This window comes from Shewanella sp. SW32, from assembly GCF_025653365.1.
GTDB lineage: Bacteria > Pseudomonadota > Gammaproteobacteria > Enterobacterales > Shewanellaceae > Shewanella > Shewanella oncorhynchi.
Window position 1 is genome coordinate 14,294 of record NZ_JAKKSJ010000048.1, and the last position, 15,996, is coordinate 30,289.

Annotated in this window: 13 protein-coding genes and 1 pseudogene; 8 read left to right on the forward strand and 6 right to left on the reverse strand. The window is 45.9% G+C overall.

From position 1 onward, the window contains the following. Positions 1-8: 8 nt before the first annotated feature. The 5 genes from L5M28_RS21075 to ftsY form a co-directional block, all read right to left on the reverse strand. On the reverse strand, positions 9-488 hold the full coding sequence (locus tag L5M28_RS21075; RefSeq protein ID WP_263204339.1) for a hypothetical protein: 480 nt from the start codon (positions 486-488) through the stop codon (positions 9-11). A 1,441-nt stretch (positions 489-1,929) separates the two neighbouring features. Next, a complete protein-coding gene (gene rpoH / locus L5M28_RS21080; protein ID WP_006079635.1) occupies positions 1,930-2,787 on the reverse strand; it encodes an RNA polymerase sigma factor RpoH in 858 nt (285 codons plus the stop codon). A 225-nt stretch (positions 2,788-3,012) separates the two neighbouring features. Further along, positions 3,013-3,978, reverse strand: a complete 966-nt coding sequence (gene ftsX, locus L5M28_RS21085) for a permease-like cell division protein FtsX (RefSeq protein WP_113940269.1) — start codon at positions 3,976-3,978, stop codon at positions 3,013-3,015. Continuing rightward, the gene (ftsE, locus tag L5M28_RS21090; protein ID WP_105250626.1) at positions 3,975-4,691 is read right to left on the reverse strand and encodes a cell division ATP-binding protein FtsE; all 717 of its coding nucleotides are present in this window, start codon (positions 4,689-4,691) and stop codon (positions 3,975-3,977) included. Before ftsE ends, ftsX begins: the two co-directional genes overlap by 4 nt. Positions 4,692-4,694: 3 nt before the next feature. After that, positions 4,695-6,305: a signal recognition particle-docking protein FtsY gene (gene ftsY / locus L5M28_RS21095; protein ID WP_263204341.1), complete on the reverse strand. Its 1,611-nt coding sequence runs from the start codon at positions 6,303-6,305 to the stop codon at positions 4,695-4,697. A 213-nt stretch (positions 6,306-6,518) separates the two neighbouring features. On the opposite strand from ftsY, the gene rsmD reads away from it, so the two are divergent. Both rsmD and L5M28_RS21105 read left to right on the forward strand, forming a co-directional pair. Next, positions 6,519-7,187 (forward strand): 16S rRNA (guanine(966)-N(2))-methyltransferase RsmD, encoded by a 669-nt coding sequence (gene rsmD, locus L5M28_RS21100; RefSeq protein ID WP_219251868.1) that lies wholly within the window; start codon positions 6,519-6,521, stop codon positions 7,185-7,187. Beyond that, positions 7,162-7,446, forward strand: coding sequence for a DUF1145 domain-containing protein (locus tag L5M28_RS21105; protein WP_263204344.1), 285 nt, complete (start codon positions 7,162-7,164; stop codon positions 7,444-7,446). The genes rsmD and L5M28_RS21105 overlap by 26 nt, the downstream gene beginning before the upstream one ends. A gap of 78 nt (positions 7,447-7,524) precedes the next feature. Here L5M28_RS21105 and L5M28_RS21110 read toward each other — a convergent pair whose 3' ends face one another. Further along, positions 7,525-8,088, reverse strand: a complete 564-nt coding sequence (locus tag L5M28_RS21110) for a NapC/NirT family cytochrome c (protein ID WP_219251870.1) — start codon at positions 8,086-8,088, stop codon at positions 7,525-7,527. A 592-nt stretch (positions 8,089-8,680) separates the two neighbouring features. Here L5M28_RS21110 and L5M28_RS21115 point away from each other — a divergent pair. The 6 genes and pseudogenes from L5M28_RS21115 to L5M28_RS21140 form a co-directional block, all read left to right on the forward strand. Further along, on the forward strand, positions 8,681-9,118 hold the full coding sequence (locus tag L5M28_RS21115; RefSeq protein WP_168827238.1) for a hypothetical protein: 438 nt from the start codon (positions 8,681-8,683) through the stop codon (positions 9,116-9,118). 277 nt (positions 9,119-9,395) lie between these two features. Then, positions 9,396-9,656 (forward strand): heavy metal-binding domain-containing protein, encoded by a 261-nt coding sequence (locus L5M28_RS21120; RefSeq protein ID WP_263204346.1) that lies wholly within the window; start codon positions 9,396-9,398, stop codon positions 9,654-9,656. 21 nt (positions 9,657-9,677) lie between these two features. Further along, positions 9,678-11,219, forward strand: a complete 1,542-nt coding sequence (locus L5M28_RS21125) for an efflux RND transporter periplasmic adaptor subunit (RefSeq protein ID WP_263204347.1) — start codon at positions 9,678-9,680, stop codon at positions 11,217-11,219. Between the two features lie 9 nt (positions 11,220-11,228). Continuing rightward, on the forward strand, positions 11,229-14,369 hold the full coding sequence (locus L5M28_RS21130; protein ID WP_113940262.1) for an efflux RND transporter permease subunit: 3,141 nt from the start codon (positions 11,229-11,231) through the stop codon (positions 14,367-14,369). A gap of 218 nt (positions 14,370-14,587) precedes the next feature. Then, positions 14,588-15,754 carry a ribonuclease T2 gene (locus tag L5M28_RS21135; RefSeq protein ID WP_263204348.1) on the forward strand — a complete coding sequence of 389 codons (1,167 nt, stop codon included), beginning with the start codon at positions 14,588-14,590 and terminating at the stop codon, positions 15,752-15,754. A 90-nt stretch (positions 15,755-15,844) separates the two neighbouring features. Beyond that, a pseudogene (locus L5M28_RS21140) lies at positions 15,845-15,996 on the forward strand (IS982 family transposase); the annotation flags it as partial.

The window sequence follows — 15,996 nt, forward strand, 5'->3', positions numbered from 1 at the left end:
ATTTTTTATTACACTTTTTCAGCTACGATAGTAATTTGAGCCTGAACAGCACCGCCTGTAATAGCAGTTTGTGCTACAGACTGAGCAACAGTTAAACTCAATGTATGTTCTGAAGCCACTTGGTCTCCAACAACCCACGGAGTACCATTGGCAGATACAGCTAATTCTGCTGTTGGTGTAGCGGCACCTGAGTAACTCACTTGAGCATTACTCAATGTCCAGTTTGCGTCTGCAAGATCAGTAATAGCCTTGGTGACATCATCATAGTCATGTGCTTCTACAGTTACCGCAGTAGATGTGAAAGTACCATCAGTAGCCACAATCAACTGACCATTTTCAATACTTTGACCAGCTAAACCAGTAATAATTAAGTTATCCCCCGCTACTGAGCCAGGAACAAAACCAGACCAAACGACATTTGCGACTGGATTAGCGGCCATAGCAGATGTTGATACGGCCATAGCTAAAAATAACATTGTCTTTTTCATTAAATTACACCTGTTAATATAAAGTTGATAGTTCTGTTTACATTAGTAAAAACTTTCTGTAACAGAGTTGAACGTCAGTGCTACTGAGTGTGGTCATTATCTGCGATAGCGAATCCGAACCGAAGAGGAGCAATCCCGCCCACGTGTAGGAAGATTCCTAGCGAGCATGAGCAATTCCAACTAGGAGCTACTACGCCCAAAGTTAGCTGGAAATCTGCGTTAACGGTTCGCAAACCACCAAGAGCGAAGAAAAAGTTACATACTCCGCAATATTCAATCGTTCAAATAGGAAGTAAAGCTTAAAAAGGATAATTAGAATAGAGCACTAGAAAATGCTCAGCAAAGGTGGTAATAGTAATGGCCAAAATAAACTTCATCAGATTATTACTACAATGAATAATATGTTGATAAGAAATTTAAAAATAGGATTTTAATTTAAAAAACAACATAATTTAGAAGGCATAACCATGAGAAAGGATATTAAAATATCAGGTCATAATTTAGTTTGAATTTATGCTTATGCTGATTAGTTGCCAATTAATTACAGACTGATATTTATAAAAAATAGATAAAAATACAATTGTAACTAGAAAAATAACTTTAATAAGTAATAATTAACTTACGACATACAATATTCAATGTTATCAGTGTTCAAATCTAGTGCTATACAACTCTTCCACTGCGCATAGAAGATTGTTGATACATTACGGGGCAGCAACCATCGCACTTGGCTATCGTCTTGAAAATAATTTATATTGTTTTTTTTAAGCAGCTCAAGTAAAACTCTCGTCTCAAATTGGCATAAAATAACTTCAGATCCCAATACATAACTAAGCTTTAAGTCCTCGCGTTCAAAAGCGATACCCTTGCAAACTAACCAAAACAAGCTCTGCTGACATACTTCGACGCCCCCATTGACACGAAATGCAGTACCCCAACCTGATTCTGATGATAGGGCTAACTTAGTGATCATTGAGAACATAACTTCCCACCTTTGTAAGCATTAAAAAAACCGCATAATGAGTATCTATCGTAAATTGACGGGCATCCCTTCTAACTTAAAAGCTTTCCTTGGTACATAATCCATCGCTACCCGACCAAATCTTCCGTGCTCAATATCCATATCAACTTTGCTTAAGGCGATACTCAAAATGCGGAGGAACAAGAACGTTCTGTAATAAGCATCGAAAACAACTTTTGAATTGAGGCTCAAAAGTTACAGATATATTAACTATTTATAACGGATCTAAATGTAGGATAAATCTGATGTCTCGTGGTGAAATCAGCCATAGTCGCGTACGTTTCAATACGATTGAGCTTTATAGCTATAGCGAAATTCACTTTAAATAGCGCGATTAAATCCATTCTTTCTCCCATAAAAAAACCTGCCGCAGCAGGTTTTTTTATGGTTAAGTTACAATCATTTTACACGTGATGTGACTTAGGCTTCCATGCAAGCTTTTAGCTTGTTCATGGCATTTTTCTCAAGTTGGCGAATACGTTCGGCCGACACTTGATAAGTCTCTGCAAGTTCTTGCAGTGTGGTTTTATCGTCATCTAACCAACGGGCGCGCAGAATATGCTGGCTACGTTCATCTAAGGTTTTGATGGCCGATAATAAACGACCTTGAGCATTGGATTCCCAGTTGTCGTTTTCAATATTTTCCGCTAAATCCGATGAATGATCTTCCAAATAATGGACGGGGGCAAAATCATGCTCCTCGTCTTGATCATTGGTTAAATCAAATGCCGGATCTTGCGCAGCCATACGTGATTCCATTTCGGTCACATCGGCCTTAGATACACCTAAATTTTCAGCCACCATAGTGACTTCTGCATCGCTGAACCAACCTAAGCGTTTTTTCGCTTTACGGATATTAAAGAACAACTTACGTTGTGCTTTAGTGGTCGCGACTTTAACAATGCGCCAGTTTTTCAGCACATATTCATGAATTTCAGCTTTGATCCAGTGCACAGCAAAAGACACAAGACGCACGCCAACATCGGGATCGAAGCGTTTAACCGCTTTCATCAAGCCTATGTTGCCTTCTTGGATCAGATCTGCCTGTGGCAAACCATAGCCTGAATAGCCTTTAGCAACGTGCACTACAAAACGTAAGTGCGACATAATCAGTTGCTTCGCAGCTTGTAGATCACCAGTTTCCTGTAAACGCTTGGCTAACTCATACTCAGCCTCAGCGTCCAGCATGCTGATGCTAGTCACTGAATGGATATAAGCTTCTAGACTACTGGCGCCCTGTGGGACTGTCAGTGCCATTGATTGCGTTTGAAAGGTCATTCGCTCTCCTACATTTATCAGACTACTTAACGAGTGCATTCTTAGGTTCAACAACAAAATACCCTAAGAATAAGCTCACGAACTATCGGCTAATTGACAGAGTATGTCAACCTCAGCTCGTTTGCAGATACCCTTTTTACCTCGCTGAAGTAGACATTGCAAGTGAACAAAAGTTCATTCCTCAGCATTTTTTTCGTCACTTTTTTTAGTTTAATCGACTGATTATTATGAAGGTTCAATCGACCGTAAATGCTGACGTACAGACAAATACGAACCTAACCAACCTAAAAATGAGGCAAGTCCAACCAATTGCAGCAGTTCAATAAAAGTGAGTGATTTCATTTCAAGCTGACTGCCATACAAGCCTAAAAGCTCGGCAAGGGCGGAATCGAGATACCACACTAATAAGTTGATGATAAGCCAAGCCAATATGCCACCAATGACTCCGTACCAAATCCCTGTGTAGAGAAATGGGCGCTGAATAAAGGCTTCAGTTGCTCCGACTAGCTTCATCACTTCAATTTCGCTGCGCCGATTCATAATCGCCAAGCGAATCGTATTACCTATCACTAAGACCACTGCCAGCACAAGTAATGCAGCAATCGCCATCACAGTACGTTCGAGTAGACGCACTACCGCCTGTAACCGTTCTAACCATTCGATATCTAAACGGCCAAAGCTAATCTCAGGCTCGCGCTCTAGTTTAGTTAAGAGTTCACGGGCGCCCACTGGTGTTGAGTAACGCGGCGTAGGCGTAACGGTAATGACCGCGGGCAAAGGATTTTTATCTAAATAGGCCAAGGCCTCACCAAACCCAGATAAGCGTTGGAATTCTTCTAGCGCTTGATTTTTATCTATGTATTGCACTTTATCCACTTCGGGATATGTCCGAATGCGCGTCAGCAGGCTCTGAATCGTTTGTTCACTACGATTATCGTCGATAAACAAGGAGATCTCTGCCGCGCTGTTCCAGGAACTGGTAATGGTCTCGGCATTTTTAACTAACACTTGCAATGCTGCAGGCAAACTTAGGCTCACACCTAAGACAGCCATGGTCATCACAGAGGATATTGGGTTACGCCAGAGCTCTCCCATGCTCGCCATTGCTTGCTGCGCATGGCGAATAAAAAACATCACAATCCGACCAGACAGAGGCAGCTTGCTGCGAGTTAATTTTGCGCTATCGCTCATTGCCCTTCACCTCTATTCGTCGGTGCACTGCGAGTGTGCACATTAGGATGCAACTCTTGTGCACCTAACATACGGCCCTGTTTGAGGGTAAAAGTGCGATATTTCATTCTTGCGATAAGACCTAAATCATGGGTGGCAATTAATACGCTGGTTCCCGCATCATTAAAGGTTTCAAACAGACGCAAAATATCCATAGATAATTTAGGATCTAAGTTACCCGTAGGCTCATCGGCGAGCAGTAAAGGTGGTTTATTCACAATCGCACGAGCAATGCCAACACGTTGCTGTTCGCCGCCGGACAACATAATTGGGTTATGCCGCTCCTTGCCATATAAACCCACCATATCGAGCGCACCCGCAACACGTTTACGGATTTCGCCATGGGAGAATCCCTCAATCACCAGTGGTAAAGCCACATTGTCGAACACACTTCGGTCCATCAATAGGTGATGGTTTTGGAAAATCATCCCGATATTGCGGCGCAAATAAGGCACATGTTTAGGGCTGACTTTGGCGATATCGTGACCGTTAATCGCGACGCGCCCCGTTGTTGCCCGCTCGATTACCGTGATTAATTTCAACAGCGTACTTTTACCCGCCCCCGAGTGGCCGGTTAAAAATGCCATTTCACCTTGCTGTAGATGAAAATTCACATCCTCCAGCGCCATTTGGCCGCCAGGATAAATCTTACTGACCTGCTGAAAATCAATCATAAATTAGCTATCCGCTTTTTCTTGAGTGAACAAGGCATCGATAAATTCTTTCGAATTGAAGGTACGCAAATCATCAATTTGCTCACCCACACCTATGTAACGGATCGGAATATTAAACTTATCAGCAATCGCAAATACCACGCCGCCCTTAGCCGTTCCATCTAACTTACTGATGGTAATACCCGTTACACCTACGGCTTCCTGGAATAATTGTGCTTGGCTAATCGCGTTTTGCCCCGTGCTCGCATCTAATGTCAGCATGACCTCATGTGGCGTATCTGGGTCGAGTTTCTTCATCACTCGCACGACTTTCTTCAATTCTTCCATCAAGTGCGCTTTATTCTGTAAACGACCAGCAGTGTCGGCAATCAATACATCCACTTTACGCGCCTTGGCCGCTTGCAAAGCATCGAACAACACAGAGGCACTATCGGCACCTGTATGCTGGGCAATCACTGTAATATCATTACGTTGACCCCAAACCTGTAGCTGCTCAACCGCTGCAGCACGGAAGGTATCACCCGCGGCTAACATCACTGACTTACCTTGGCTCTGATATTGTTTGGCTAATTTGCCAATAGTGGTGGTTTTACCCACGCCATTAACGCCGACCATTAAGATAACAAATGGGCCATTAGCATTGTCTGGCACTAACGGGATAGCGACAGGATCGAGTGTTTTTTGCAACTCATCCCGCAGTAATTCATATAAAGCTTCGGCATCTTTAAGCTGCTTACGTGAAGCATGCTCTGTCAAATTCTTGATTAATCGCGTAGTGGTTTCGACACCAACGTCAGCGATTAATAATTGCTCTTCGAGTTCTTCAAACAGATCGTCATCGATTTTCTTGCCGCGAAATAGGCCGATAAAACCACTGCCAATATTCTCGCTGGTACGCATTAAGCCACGTTTCAGGCGAGCAAAGAGCCCTTCCTTAACGGGTCTAGCCTGAGGCTCAGGTTGCAATTCAGCAACGGCTATAACAGCTTGCTCAGTTTCAGCTTGTTGCTGAACTAAAGCCTCTGCTTGCTCACGTGCCAGTGCTTCGCCAGCGAGTTGTTCTGCCGCTAAGGCTTCAGCGGCATGCTGTTCGGCGGCCAAATGGGCAAGTTCAGCTTGTTCCGCTGCGAGTAATTCTGCTTCTAACTGAGCGGCAACTACACGCGCCGCCTCTGCTTGAGCTAATTGCTCTGCGGCAGCTTGCTCAACCGCTAACTGCTGTGCTGCCAATTGTTCTGCGATGCGTTGCTCTGCTTCTAACTGTGCTTCGGCTAACTTCTCTGCAGCATGCTTTTCTGCACTAAGTTGTTCTGCAGCCAAACGTGTCGCTTCAGCTTGCTGATTAGCAAAATGCAACGATTCAATTCGGGCATGCTCAAGGGCGAATTGCTCGGCTTCGGCTTTTGCCTGTGTTTGTTCGGCCGCTAACTGTTCTGCTGCCTGTTTTTCAGCATGAGCTTCGGCCTCGATGACCCCTTGTGTCTCTACTTGTTCCTGCGCGACACGCTGTGCTGCATCACTATCTTGTGTTGGAGTAACAACTGGCGTTTCAGCGACGACCTCATCTTGTGACTTATCTTTACGAAACCAAGAGAAAAAACCTTTCTTTGCCATGTGTGATTCCAGCGCTCTACTTCAGTATTGAATTTTGAATAAGACCCTGATGTTATACCAGATTGCCTCGGCAATTACGCCCAAAAAGTCGGCAATTAGCTAAGCTCAGTTAGCCTTCTCACCTTTTAGTGAGACTTTGATATAAAATAGCGGCCTTTATTAAGGTGGCACAGTCTACCACTTTCTTTCTTCAGGCAAAATCACGGGGGCACTTTGGTTAATCATCGAACGGTCAAAAATAATGTGACCAAGGGTCAAACAGCCAAAAATAAACCCGGCAGTGGACAAGTGCGGATCATCGCAGGCCAATGGCGCTCGCGTCGTCTACCTATCCAAGATCTCGAAGGTTTACGCCCAACGACAGACAGGGTTCGCGAAACACTCTTTAACTGGCTGGCGAATGATTTAGTCAATGCACGTGTACTCGACTGTTTTGGCGGTAGCGGCGCTTTAGCTCTCGAAGCCTTGTCCCGCTATGCCAGTTTCGCCAAAATTATCGAGTTGCAACGCGGCGCAGCCCTGCAATTAAAAGAAAATCTGCAAACCCTTAAATGCGATAAGGCCGAAGTCCTCAATGCTGATACGTTAGTGGTACTGCAAAGGGGCTGCGAGCAAGGTTTCGATGTGGTATTTATCGATCCCCCCTTTCGTAAGGGATTGGCAGAAAAGACGATTCAACTGCTAGATACTCAAGGTTGGCTCAATGATGGTGCGCTGATTTATGTCGAAATCGAGTCTGAATTGACGCAACTTGCTATCCCTTCTCGCTGGCACGCCTTAAAAGAAAAGAATGCAGGGCAAGTGAGCTACCGTTTATATCAATATCACTCAGAAACCACTGTTGAGCCCATCGAAGATGAAAACCATGCCCTTATTGATTAACTTAGGTAAAGCCATCACTCTGATTGCATGGTTGATGATGGCCTACAACTTAGTCATCCCCTTTGAAGGCAATGTGGCGATTACTTTAAATATCCTGTTTGCCATTACCTGCATGATGCATTGCTTCCAAGTCGCGATTTTCCACATGCTGTTTAAGACCTTACTACCATTAACGAAACAAGATTATCTACAAGTGTTTATCTTCGGAATTTTCAGCCTGTTAGCTTATCGAAAACGGGTGATGACTCAAGCGAATTAACCGAGCACACAGACAGCAAAAAGCCCTCTATTGAGGGCTTTTTAATGGCTATCAATTAAGAAACTGAATCGCTAAACCTTATCCTTTTGGATATGGGTGTGCTACGCCTTTATGGCAGTCAACACAGGTCTTTCTCGCGTCAGGTTCTTTCTTGAAGTTATTTGAGTGCATTCTTACAGCCATTTTGCTCATTGTTTCTGGCTGATTCTCGTAAATACGAGTGTGGCAATGCTGACAGTTAGCAGAATCGTTCGCACGGAAATAATTCAGCGCTTTATCCGCTTGTTCTTTACGATTTTCATCTAACCAAGCTTGAGTGTTAAAGCCATCAATTGTCATGAAACCATATAAATCTTTAGATACGATGATTTTTTTGATCAAATAATCGACTGGACCATGAGGTAAGTGACAGTCTTGACACTGAACCGTAATCCCCGCTTTGCCGCCGCCATGGGCAGAAGCCAACACTTCATCCTTCAGCGAATGATTGCTATGGCAAGACATACAGAACTCATCTGTACTGGTCGCGTGTAATGTTTGTTGAGTGGCAAAGTACCCCACAACACCCACTACAATACCGACGACCAGTAGCGCCAGGATTGAATATTTCGCGCTAGGTTTAAATAGTGCACGCCAGTTCATCACTCTATCTCCAAAATTGTCAAAATTAGTTTTTATAAGACTAGTTTATGCTCTTTCATTTATTAGAAATTTGATTTTAAGCCGAAATTTGCTGATTAAATTAACCTTAAAAGCGCAAAATGAGACTTAGCTCTAACTATTTGGACGTCATTTGGTAAAAACCGCTAGCTGAACTGTGATGCACTTTAACTAAAGCTAATGCAATCACCCGATAATCGCAAGTTACCGATTTTTTATAGTTAGGTTCCCCCCTTGATAATCTAGAACTAGAAATTTATTTTCTAGAAAACAGAAATGCGATCACGCCAATGTTTATTGCACCTTGAGAGTGAAGCAGAAATAAATGGTAAAACGCAGGTAAGCCGAATAATACTGTTCGAAATGAAACTTTCTACGATCAATTTGAGTCTCTTAGAATACGCAGTCATATTCATGATAAGCCCGTTGAAGACAAAACTGCGAGTCAGAAATTCTATTTGCTAATTTAGATTAATTAGATATTTGAATTGAGGCGTTAACTGAAGTGTGAGTTAAATCATTACAGCTAAACATCGCTATGCTAGAATCGAGCAGTTCATCATTTGGAAGACTTATGCATCACACACTCGGTCGTTATTTTTTAGTCATATTCACTCTACTCGCACTCGTCGGGCAAAGTGTCGTGTCTAATGGTCACGCCATGGTGCCACACACTATGGATATGAGTGCGATGAATCATGAGGTTTCCTCCCAAATGCACCACGCTACAATGATGCAGATGGACACAGAGAACAGTTCTGACTCACATTCAATGGCCAACGCGGATTGCTGCAACGATAAAATGCTTCCCGGCGCGAAACAGCATTGCTGTGATGGCACCACATCATGTTCAAATGATTGTGGTCATTGTTTGACGATTTCAGTCGCTGGCACTCTATTCAGCCCACACCTCTGGCCAAGTGTGAGCATGAGCGATACTGCAATGGCCACTCCTATGCCTCATTTCCACTCTATCTCTTTGTCTTCGGCCTTTAAACCACCGATAGCCTAGCTCTACTTTGTGCTTCTTGGGCAAATAAACCCTTAAAAAAGCCAAACGACCAAGCTAAAACGACAATGCTGTTAGCCCTAAGCTAACGCCCTATTTAGCCGTTTATTGTGGTGCCTTATCATTAAATCGTGCACCCGAGTCTAGCAAAACGTTGATTACTGAGCCGAATGCCAAATTGTGGCATCAATCCGTCTATCGAAGCGAACCGCTTTGATCCACTGTGCTCACTGACGTTTATGCGCTCGTATTCGGCCGTTAATCCGATGGAGTGAATAATATGAAAACACTAACTAATCTCGCCTTAATCGCATTCTTGCTGACCAGCACAAGCGTGTTTGCGACGGCCGCGCCGCACGCACATCAACACGACAATGCCAATCCACAGGAACAAGCACATACCCATGTTTGCCCTATGCACCCTGAAGTGACTGGCAGCAAAGAGGATACTTGCCCTCAATGTGGTATGAACTTAGAGCCAAAGGCAATAGAAGCAAAACCGGCTGAAGGTGCGGCAAAAAACGCCCACAAACACCACTAAGCTAGGCTGGAGATGAGGCATATGAATTCATTTAAAACCGTAAAAAAGCAGACCCCTAAAGCCGTACTGATCTTGAGTAGCTTACTCTTAGGTACGCCTTGGTTGAGCCATGCCCAACTGGCGAGCACACAAGAGCCCGTGGCGACCGAAGCTGCAGTAAATTCTGCAACAGCGCCTAAAAATAATTCGTTAAATCAAGTCAAAACCTACACTTGCCCTATGCATCCCGAAGTGCTCAGCCATGAGCCTGGTCGCTGCCCTAAGTGCAATATGTTTTTAGTTGAGAAACAAGATACCGCAAACTCTGCGGCCGAGCATGCACAGCATCAAGTCGCAGATCACCCAGCCTCTGAGCATGGACAAATCTTGGCAGCGAAAGCTTCGAGCCAGGTATTCGATACCCCAACCCCTAAGGCCGACAGCTTAGTTAAAGCCCAAAACCACGTGACAACAATCAAGTACGTTTGCCCTATGCATGCTCACATCATCAGCGATGTGCACGGCACTTGCCCTATCTGCGGCATGAACTTAGAAAAAGTCGAAACGGGCGGCAATACCCAAGAAATCAATATCAATGTTTCCGGCAGTATGCAGCAAGCGCTGGCACTCAAAGTCGCCAAGGTTGAACGCGACACACTGTGGAAATTTGTCGAAACCGTCGGTCAAATCGATTACGACGAAAGCCAGATCACCCATATCCATGCCCGCGTCACTGGCTGGATTGAAAAGCTCATGGTCAAATCCGTGGGCGACACTGTCAAGAAAGACCAACTGATCTACGAGATCTACTCTCCCGATTTAATTAACGCCCAAGATGACTACCTGCTCGCCATGGACACTGCCAAAGCAAACGGCCAAGGCCGCTACAAAGATTTGGTGCGCAATGCGGGTTTACGCTTATCTTTCCTCGGTTTTAACGACAGGCAAATCAAACAATTAGCCGAGTCACATCAAACCCAGTATCGCGTACCTTTCTACGCCAAAGAGAATGGCATAGTTAAAGCCCTCGACGTTCGTGATGGAATGTACATTCAGCCTTCGACCGAAGTCATGTCCCTAGTGGATCTCTCTAAGGTATGGGTGATTGCCGACGTATTCGAGAATGAGCAAAGCTGGATTGCTAAAGGTCAAAAGGCCGAAATTGCCGTTCCCGCTATGAATATCAGCGGCATCGAAGGCACGATCGATTACATCTACCCTGAGCTTGACCCAGTCACTCGCAGCCTGCGAGTACGAGTGGTTCTCAACAATGCCGACGTAGATTTAAGACCTAAAACCCTCGCGAAAGTCTCGCTATTCGGTGGCCCGAATAAAGATGTGCTCGTGATCCCGCAAGAAGCTTTAATTCAGACGGGTAAAGAAAACCGCGTGATCGTCAAACAAACCGATGACAGCTTTACCGCCAAGGCCGTCAAAGTCGGCATGATGAGCCAAGGTAAAGCCGAGATTATTTCAGGCCTGAATGAAGGTGAACGGGTGGTGATTTCGGGGCAATTCTTACTCGACTCCGAAGCCAGTCTCAAGGGCAGCTTAATGCGTTTAAGCAGCGGTCATCAGCACTAGGAGCGCGTTATGTTGAAATATATTATCGAGGCGTCAATCAGGCAGCGATTGATGGTGTTGATTATCGCCATCATGATCACAGTTTGGGGCGTGCAGGAGCTGCGCAAAACGCCGCTTGATGCGCTGCCGGATTTATCCGACGTACAAGTGATCATTAAAACCCCTTACCCGGGCCAAGCACCTAAATTGGTTGAAGAACAAGTGACTTATCCCTTGTCGACCGCCATGTTAGCCGTACCAGGCGCCAAAACCGTACGTGGTTATTCCATGTTCGGCGACTCCTATGTGTATGTGATTTTTGAAGATGGCACCGACATCTACTGGGCACGCTCGCGGGTGCTCGAGTACCTAAGTCAAATTAGCAGCCGTTTACCCCAGGGCGTACAACCTTCACTCGGTCCCGATGCATCCGGTGTCGGTTGGGTGTATGAATATGCGCTGGTCGATCGTTCTGGCAATTTAGATTTATCGCAACTCAAAAGTCTGCAGGATTGGTATCTCAAGCTAGAGCTGCAAAGCGTGGCAGGCGTGTCTGAAGTTGCCACCGTCGGCGGCATGGAGCAAACCTATCAGATAGTGCTTGAGCCCGATAAAATGGCGATCTATAAACTCGATATCGCCAGCATTAAACAAGCGATCGATAAAGCTAATAGCGAAGCTGGCGGCTCAGTGATCGAAATGGCCGAAGCCGAATACATGGTGCGCGCCAAAGGCTATCGCCAGACGCTAGAGGATTTTCGTGAAATTCCCCTTGGTATCACCAGCCCTTCTGGTACAGGTTTATTACTCAAAGATGTCGCCACTGTGCGCAAAGGCCCAGCCTCACGCCGCGGCATAGCCGAACTCGACGGTGAAGGTGAAGTCGTTGGCGGAATTGTGGTGATGCGTTACGGCGAAAACGCCTTAGCGACGATAGATGCGGTGAAAGCTAAACTCGAAGAACTCAAAGCGGGCCTGCCCGATGGGGTTGAGATTATCCCAACCTATGACAGATCCCACTTGATTCTTAAGTCCGTCGACAACTTGTTTAGCAAGGTCGTCGAAGAAATGTTGGTGGTTGGCTTAGTCTGCTTACTGTTTTTGCTGCATGCGCGCTCCACACTCGTGGCCGTGATAACCCTGCCGCTATCCATCCTTATCGCTTTTATCGTGATGAATAAGATGGGTGTGAACGCCAATATCATGAGCCTTGGCGGCATCGCCATTGCTATCGGCGCCGTGGTGGATGGCGCGATTGTGATGATCGAAAACCTGCACAAGCATTTAGAACATTTCAAAGCCGAACATGATCGCGAGCCCGATACTAAGGAGCATTGGCGCATCGTCACCGAAGCGTCGATTGAAGTCGGCCCTGCGTTATTTTTCTCATTGATTATTATCACCTTAAGCTTTGTGCCTGTGTTCGCACTCGAAGCGCAGGAAGGTCGATTATTCGCGCCACTGGCCTACACTAAAACCTTCGCCATGGCAGCGGCAGCCTTTTTATCGATCACCTTAGTGCCGATTTTGATGGGTTACTTTATTCGCGGCAAAATTCCCAGCGAACGCAGCAATCCCCTCAGTCGCTTCTTGATCGCGCTTTACCAACCTTCGCTCAAACTGGTGCTTAAATTTCCTAAAGTCACCCTGATGTTAGCGTTAGTCGCGCTGGCCAGTGCTTGGTATCCCATGACCCGCATGGGTAGTGAGTTTATGCCCGCCCTTGAAGAAGGCGATTTGCTCTACATGCCAACGGCATTGCCCGGTATCAGTGCAAGTAAAGCCGCCGAAGTGTTGCAGCAAACCGACCGCTTGATTAAAACCGTGCCCGAAGTGGCTCGCGTGTTTGGTAAGGTAGGCCGCGCCGAAACCGCGACCGATCCCGCGCCGCTGACCATGCTTGAAACCACTATCATGCTCAAACCCCATGAGGAATGGCGTGAAGGCATGACCTTAGATGGCATCATTGCCCAACTACAGCAAACCGTCAAAGTACCAGGACTCACCAATGCTTGGGTGCAACCTATCAAAACCCGTATTGACATGCTCTCGACGGGGATAAAAACCCCCGTCGGCATTAAGATCACTGGTGCCGATGTCAACGAGCTGCAAAGCATAGGAGCTAAGATAGAAGCCATTCTCAGCAAAGTGCCACACACAAAATCAGCCTATGCTGAACGCAGTGGTGGCGGGCGTTATATCGATATCACCCCAAAACTGGATGTCGCCGCACGTTACGGTATGTCACTGCAAGATATTCAAGATGTCGTGCGTTACGCCATTGGCGGTATGGATATTGGCGAGTCGGTGCAAGGGGCTGAGCGTTATCCGATTAACCTGCGTTATCCCCGTGAGCTACGCGATAATATCGAAAAACTGCGCGAGCTCCCTGTGATCACTAAATCGGGAAATTATCTACCACTGCGAAATTTAGCGGATATAGAAATCACCGATGGCGCACCTATGCTCACCAGTGAAAACGGTCGCTTAATCTCTTGGGTGTTTATCGATATTGAAGGCACCTCTATCGGCGAATATATTACGACCGCCAAGCAAGCTTTAAATGCCGAACTCAAGGTGCCCCCGCGCTACAGCTACACTTTTGCAGGGCAGTACGAATATATGCAGCGGGTAGATGCAAAACTTAAGCAAGTGATCCCTATGGCATTAGCCGTCATCTTCATCTTGCTGATGATGACCTTTGGCTCCACCATTCAGGCCAGTATTATCATGCTCAGCCTCCCCTTCGCGTTGGTCGGCAGCACTTGGCTGTTATACCTACTGGATTACAACATCTCAGTGGCAGTCGCCGTCGGTATGATTGCCTTAGCGGGTGTCGCAGCCGAGTTTGGGGTAGTAATGCTGGTGTATCTCAATAACGCCATCAAGCACAGACAAGAGAAAGATAATTACCACAGCGTCAGCGACTTAAAAGAAGCGTTAATGGAAGGTGCCGTTATGCGGATCCGCCCCAAAGCCATGACAGTAGCGACCATCTTCTTCGGCCTACTCCCCATTATGTGGGGTGCAGGATCGGGTAACGATGTGATGCAGAAAATTGCCGCACCTATGGTCGGCGGCATGGTTACGGCCCCATTACTGTCACTGTTTGTACTACCCGCGCTTTATCTACTGATTTATTCGCGTAAATTAAAGAAAGACGCGGCGTAATTGAGTGTACGGCGCTAGAACACCGATAAAAATCCCCTCAAACCATTAAAGTTTGAGGGGATTTTCTCATTCAATCAGATTAAAAATCTAATTTTACAACAGTGCCATACACAACTCTGAGTAAAATAAGCCTCTAAGTTTATAGCGCTTATGTGTACCATTGACTCAGTGCCACACAGAATTGACTCAATTCACTGCCGTAGGAAGGATCCCATCACATGACCAAGTCATTTTGTTTAACCATCAGCCGGATATGGCCGCAAGCACTTTCCCTTAAAACCCCATCACGCGCATTACTTGCCGCATTCAGTTTATGCTCTGCGCTCATCATTACAGCACCCGCCTTTGCCGCACCCGCGACTGGTGAATTCGTTGCAGACAAACGCTGTGAGCTATTTCAATCGAAAAATAAGCAGACGAATCCAGACCAATGGCAGAGCAATATTGGTGAGCGCTACCCTGTACTTGAAATCCTCGGCAATAGCGCTAAACCTGATTGGCTAAGAGTGCGCACCAATGCGGTGAAGTCTCCCATGCGTTGGATCAGCGGCGATTGTGGTCAATATCTATCTAATGTTGCTGGCAGTAATTTATCAACACCTGCAACGGCGGCGGAACCGGCGCAAACAACCACGGCATCGGACATCAAAGCAAAAAGCCGAGATAGCCTTAAAGAGCATGGTACCCCAGAGAAACGCCAAGGGAATCAATGTCAAATAGGTGGCGAATTCGATACTAACGTGCTCGCATTAAGCTGGCAAAGCACCTTTTGTGAACTCTATGGCCGCCGTAAAGCCGAATGTCGCGCCCTCAGCCAAACGCCAGAATCGAGCCAATGGCAACACTTCAGCCTGCACGGACTGTGGCCGAATAAACAACAATGCGGCACGCGATATGGCTATTGCAGCACAGTCAAACTGCAACCGAATGATTTCTGTACTTATCCAGAGTTTGAACTGAATCCATCGGTGCGCAAAAATTTAGAAGAAGTCATGCCAAGCGCCCAATATGGCACCTGTTTAGAACGCCACGAATGGTGGAAACACGGCACTTGCCGTAGCCAAGACCCTAACGAGTACTTTTTATTGGCAACCCAGCTGACCCAAGCGGTCAATGCCTCGGCATGGGTACAAAAATTTATTCATGACAACATAGGTAAGAGTGTGAGTAAAAGTGAGTTAAACCAAAGTTTTGATGGCAGCTTCGGTCAAGGCGCTCACACTAAAATGAGTCTTGAATGTGGCAAGGGATTACTGAGTGAAATCCGCATTAACTTGCCCGAAGTCATTAAAACCTCTGACTCCTTACCTAGCCTACTCGCCAAAGCCAATAAGGCCTCAAAAGGCTCCTGCCCTGAAACAATCATGATTGATAACGCTAATTAACCTGAACTCGGGATAAGAAATGTTGAACTAATAGCCCTCCAAGTGATCGGATCTTTCGACCAAGAGAAACCCCATCACACCGGAGGGCCTATGCATAAATTAGTGGAAGTGTTTTGCGATGTCGATGATTTTTGCGCTGTTTTCATTCCAGAATGGGAAAAAACGCTGTTAACCGATGGTACACGCAAGCGTCAACGCCCTGGCCGTATGACGATGAGCGAAGTGATGACCATCATCATACT

Bases quoted from the DNA above. Each gene is read 5' to 3' on its own strand.
- L5M28_RS21075 (WP_263204339.1), bottom strand. From the start codon at position 488: ATGAAAAAGACAATGTTATTTTTAGCTATGGCCGTATCAACATCTGCT.
- rpoH (WP_006079635.1), bottom strand. From the start codon at position 2,787: ATGACCTTTCAAACGCAATCAATGGCACTGACAGTCCCACAGGGCGCC.
- ftsX (WP_113940269.1), bottom strand. From the start codon at position 3,978: ATGAGCGATAGCGCAAAATTAACTCGCAGCAAGCTGCCTCTGTCTGGT.
- ftsE (WP_105250626.1), bottom strand. From the start codon at position 4,691: ATGATTGATTTTCAGCAGGTCAGTAAGATTTATCCTGGCGGCCAAATG.
- ftsY (WP_263204341.1), bottom strand. From the start codon at position 6,305: ATGGCAAAGAAAGGTTTTTTCTCTTGGTTTCGTAAAGATAAGTCACAA.
- L5M28_RS21105 (WP_263204344.1), top strand. From the start codon at position 7,162: ATGAAAACCATGCCCTTATTGATTAACTTAGGTAAAGCCATCACTCTG.
- L5M28_RS21110 (WP_219251870.1), bottom strand. From the start codon at position 8,088: ATGAACTGGCGTGCACTATTTAAACCTAGCGCGAAATATTCAATCCTG.
- L5M28_RS21115 (WP_168827238.1), top strand. From the start codon at position 8,681: ATGCATCACACACTCGGTCGTTATTTTTTAGTCATATTCACTCTACTC.
- L5M28_RS21120 (WP_263204346.1), top strand. From the start codon at position 9,396: ATGAAAACACTAACTAATCTCGCCTTAATCGCATTCTTGCTGACCAGC.
- L5M28_RS21125 (WP_263204347.1), top strand. From the start codon at position 9,678: ATGAATTCATTTAAAACCGTAAAAAAGCAGACCCCTAAAGCCGTACTG.
- L5M28_RS21130 (WP_113940262.1), top strand. From the start codon at position 11,229: ATGTTGAAATATATTATCGAGGCGTCAATCAGGCAGCGATTGATGGTG.
- L5M28_RS21135 (WP_263204348.1), top strand. From the start codon at position 14,588: ATGACCAAGTCATTTTGTTTAACCATCAGCCGGATATGGCCGCAAGCA.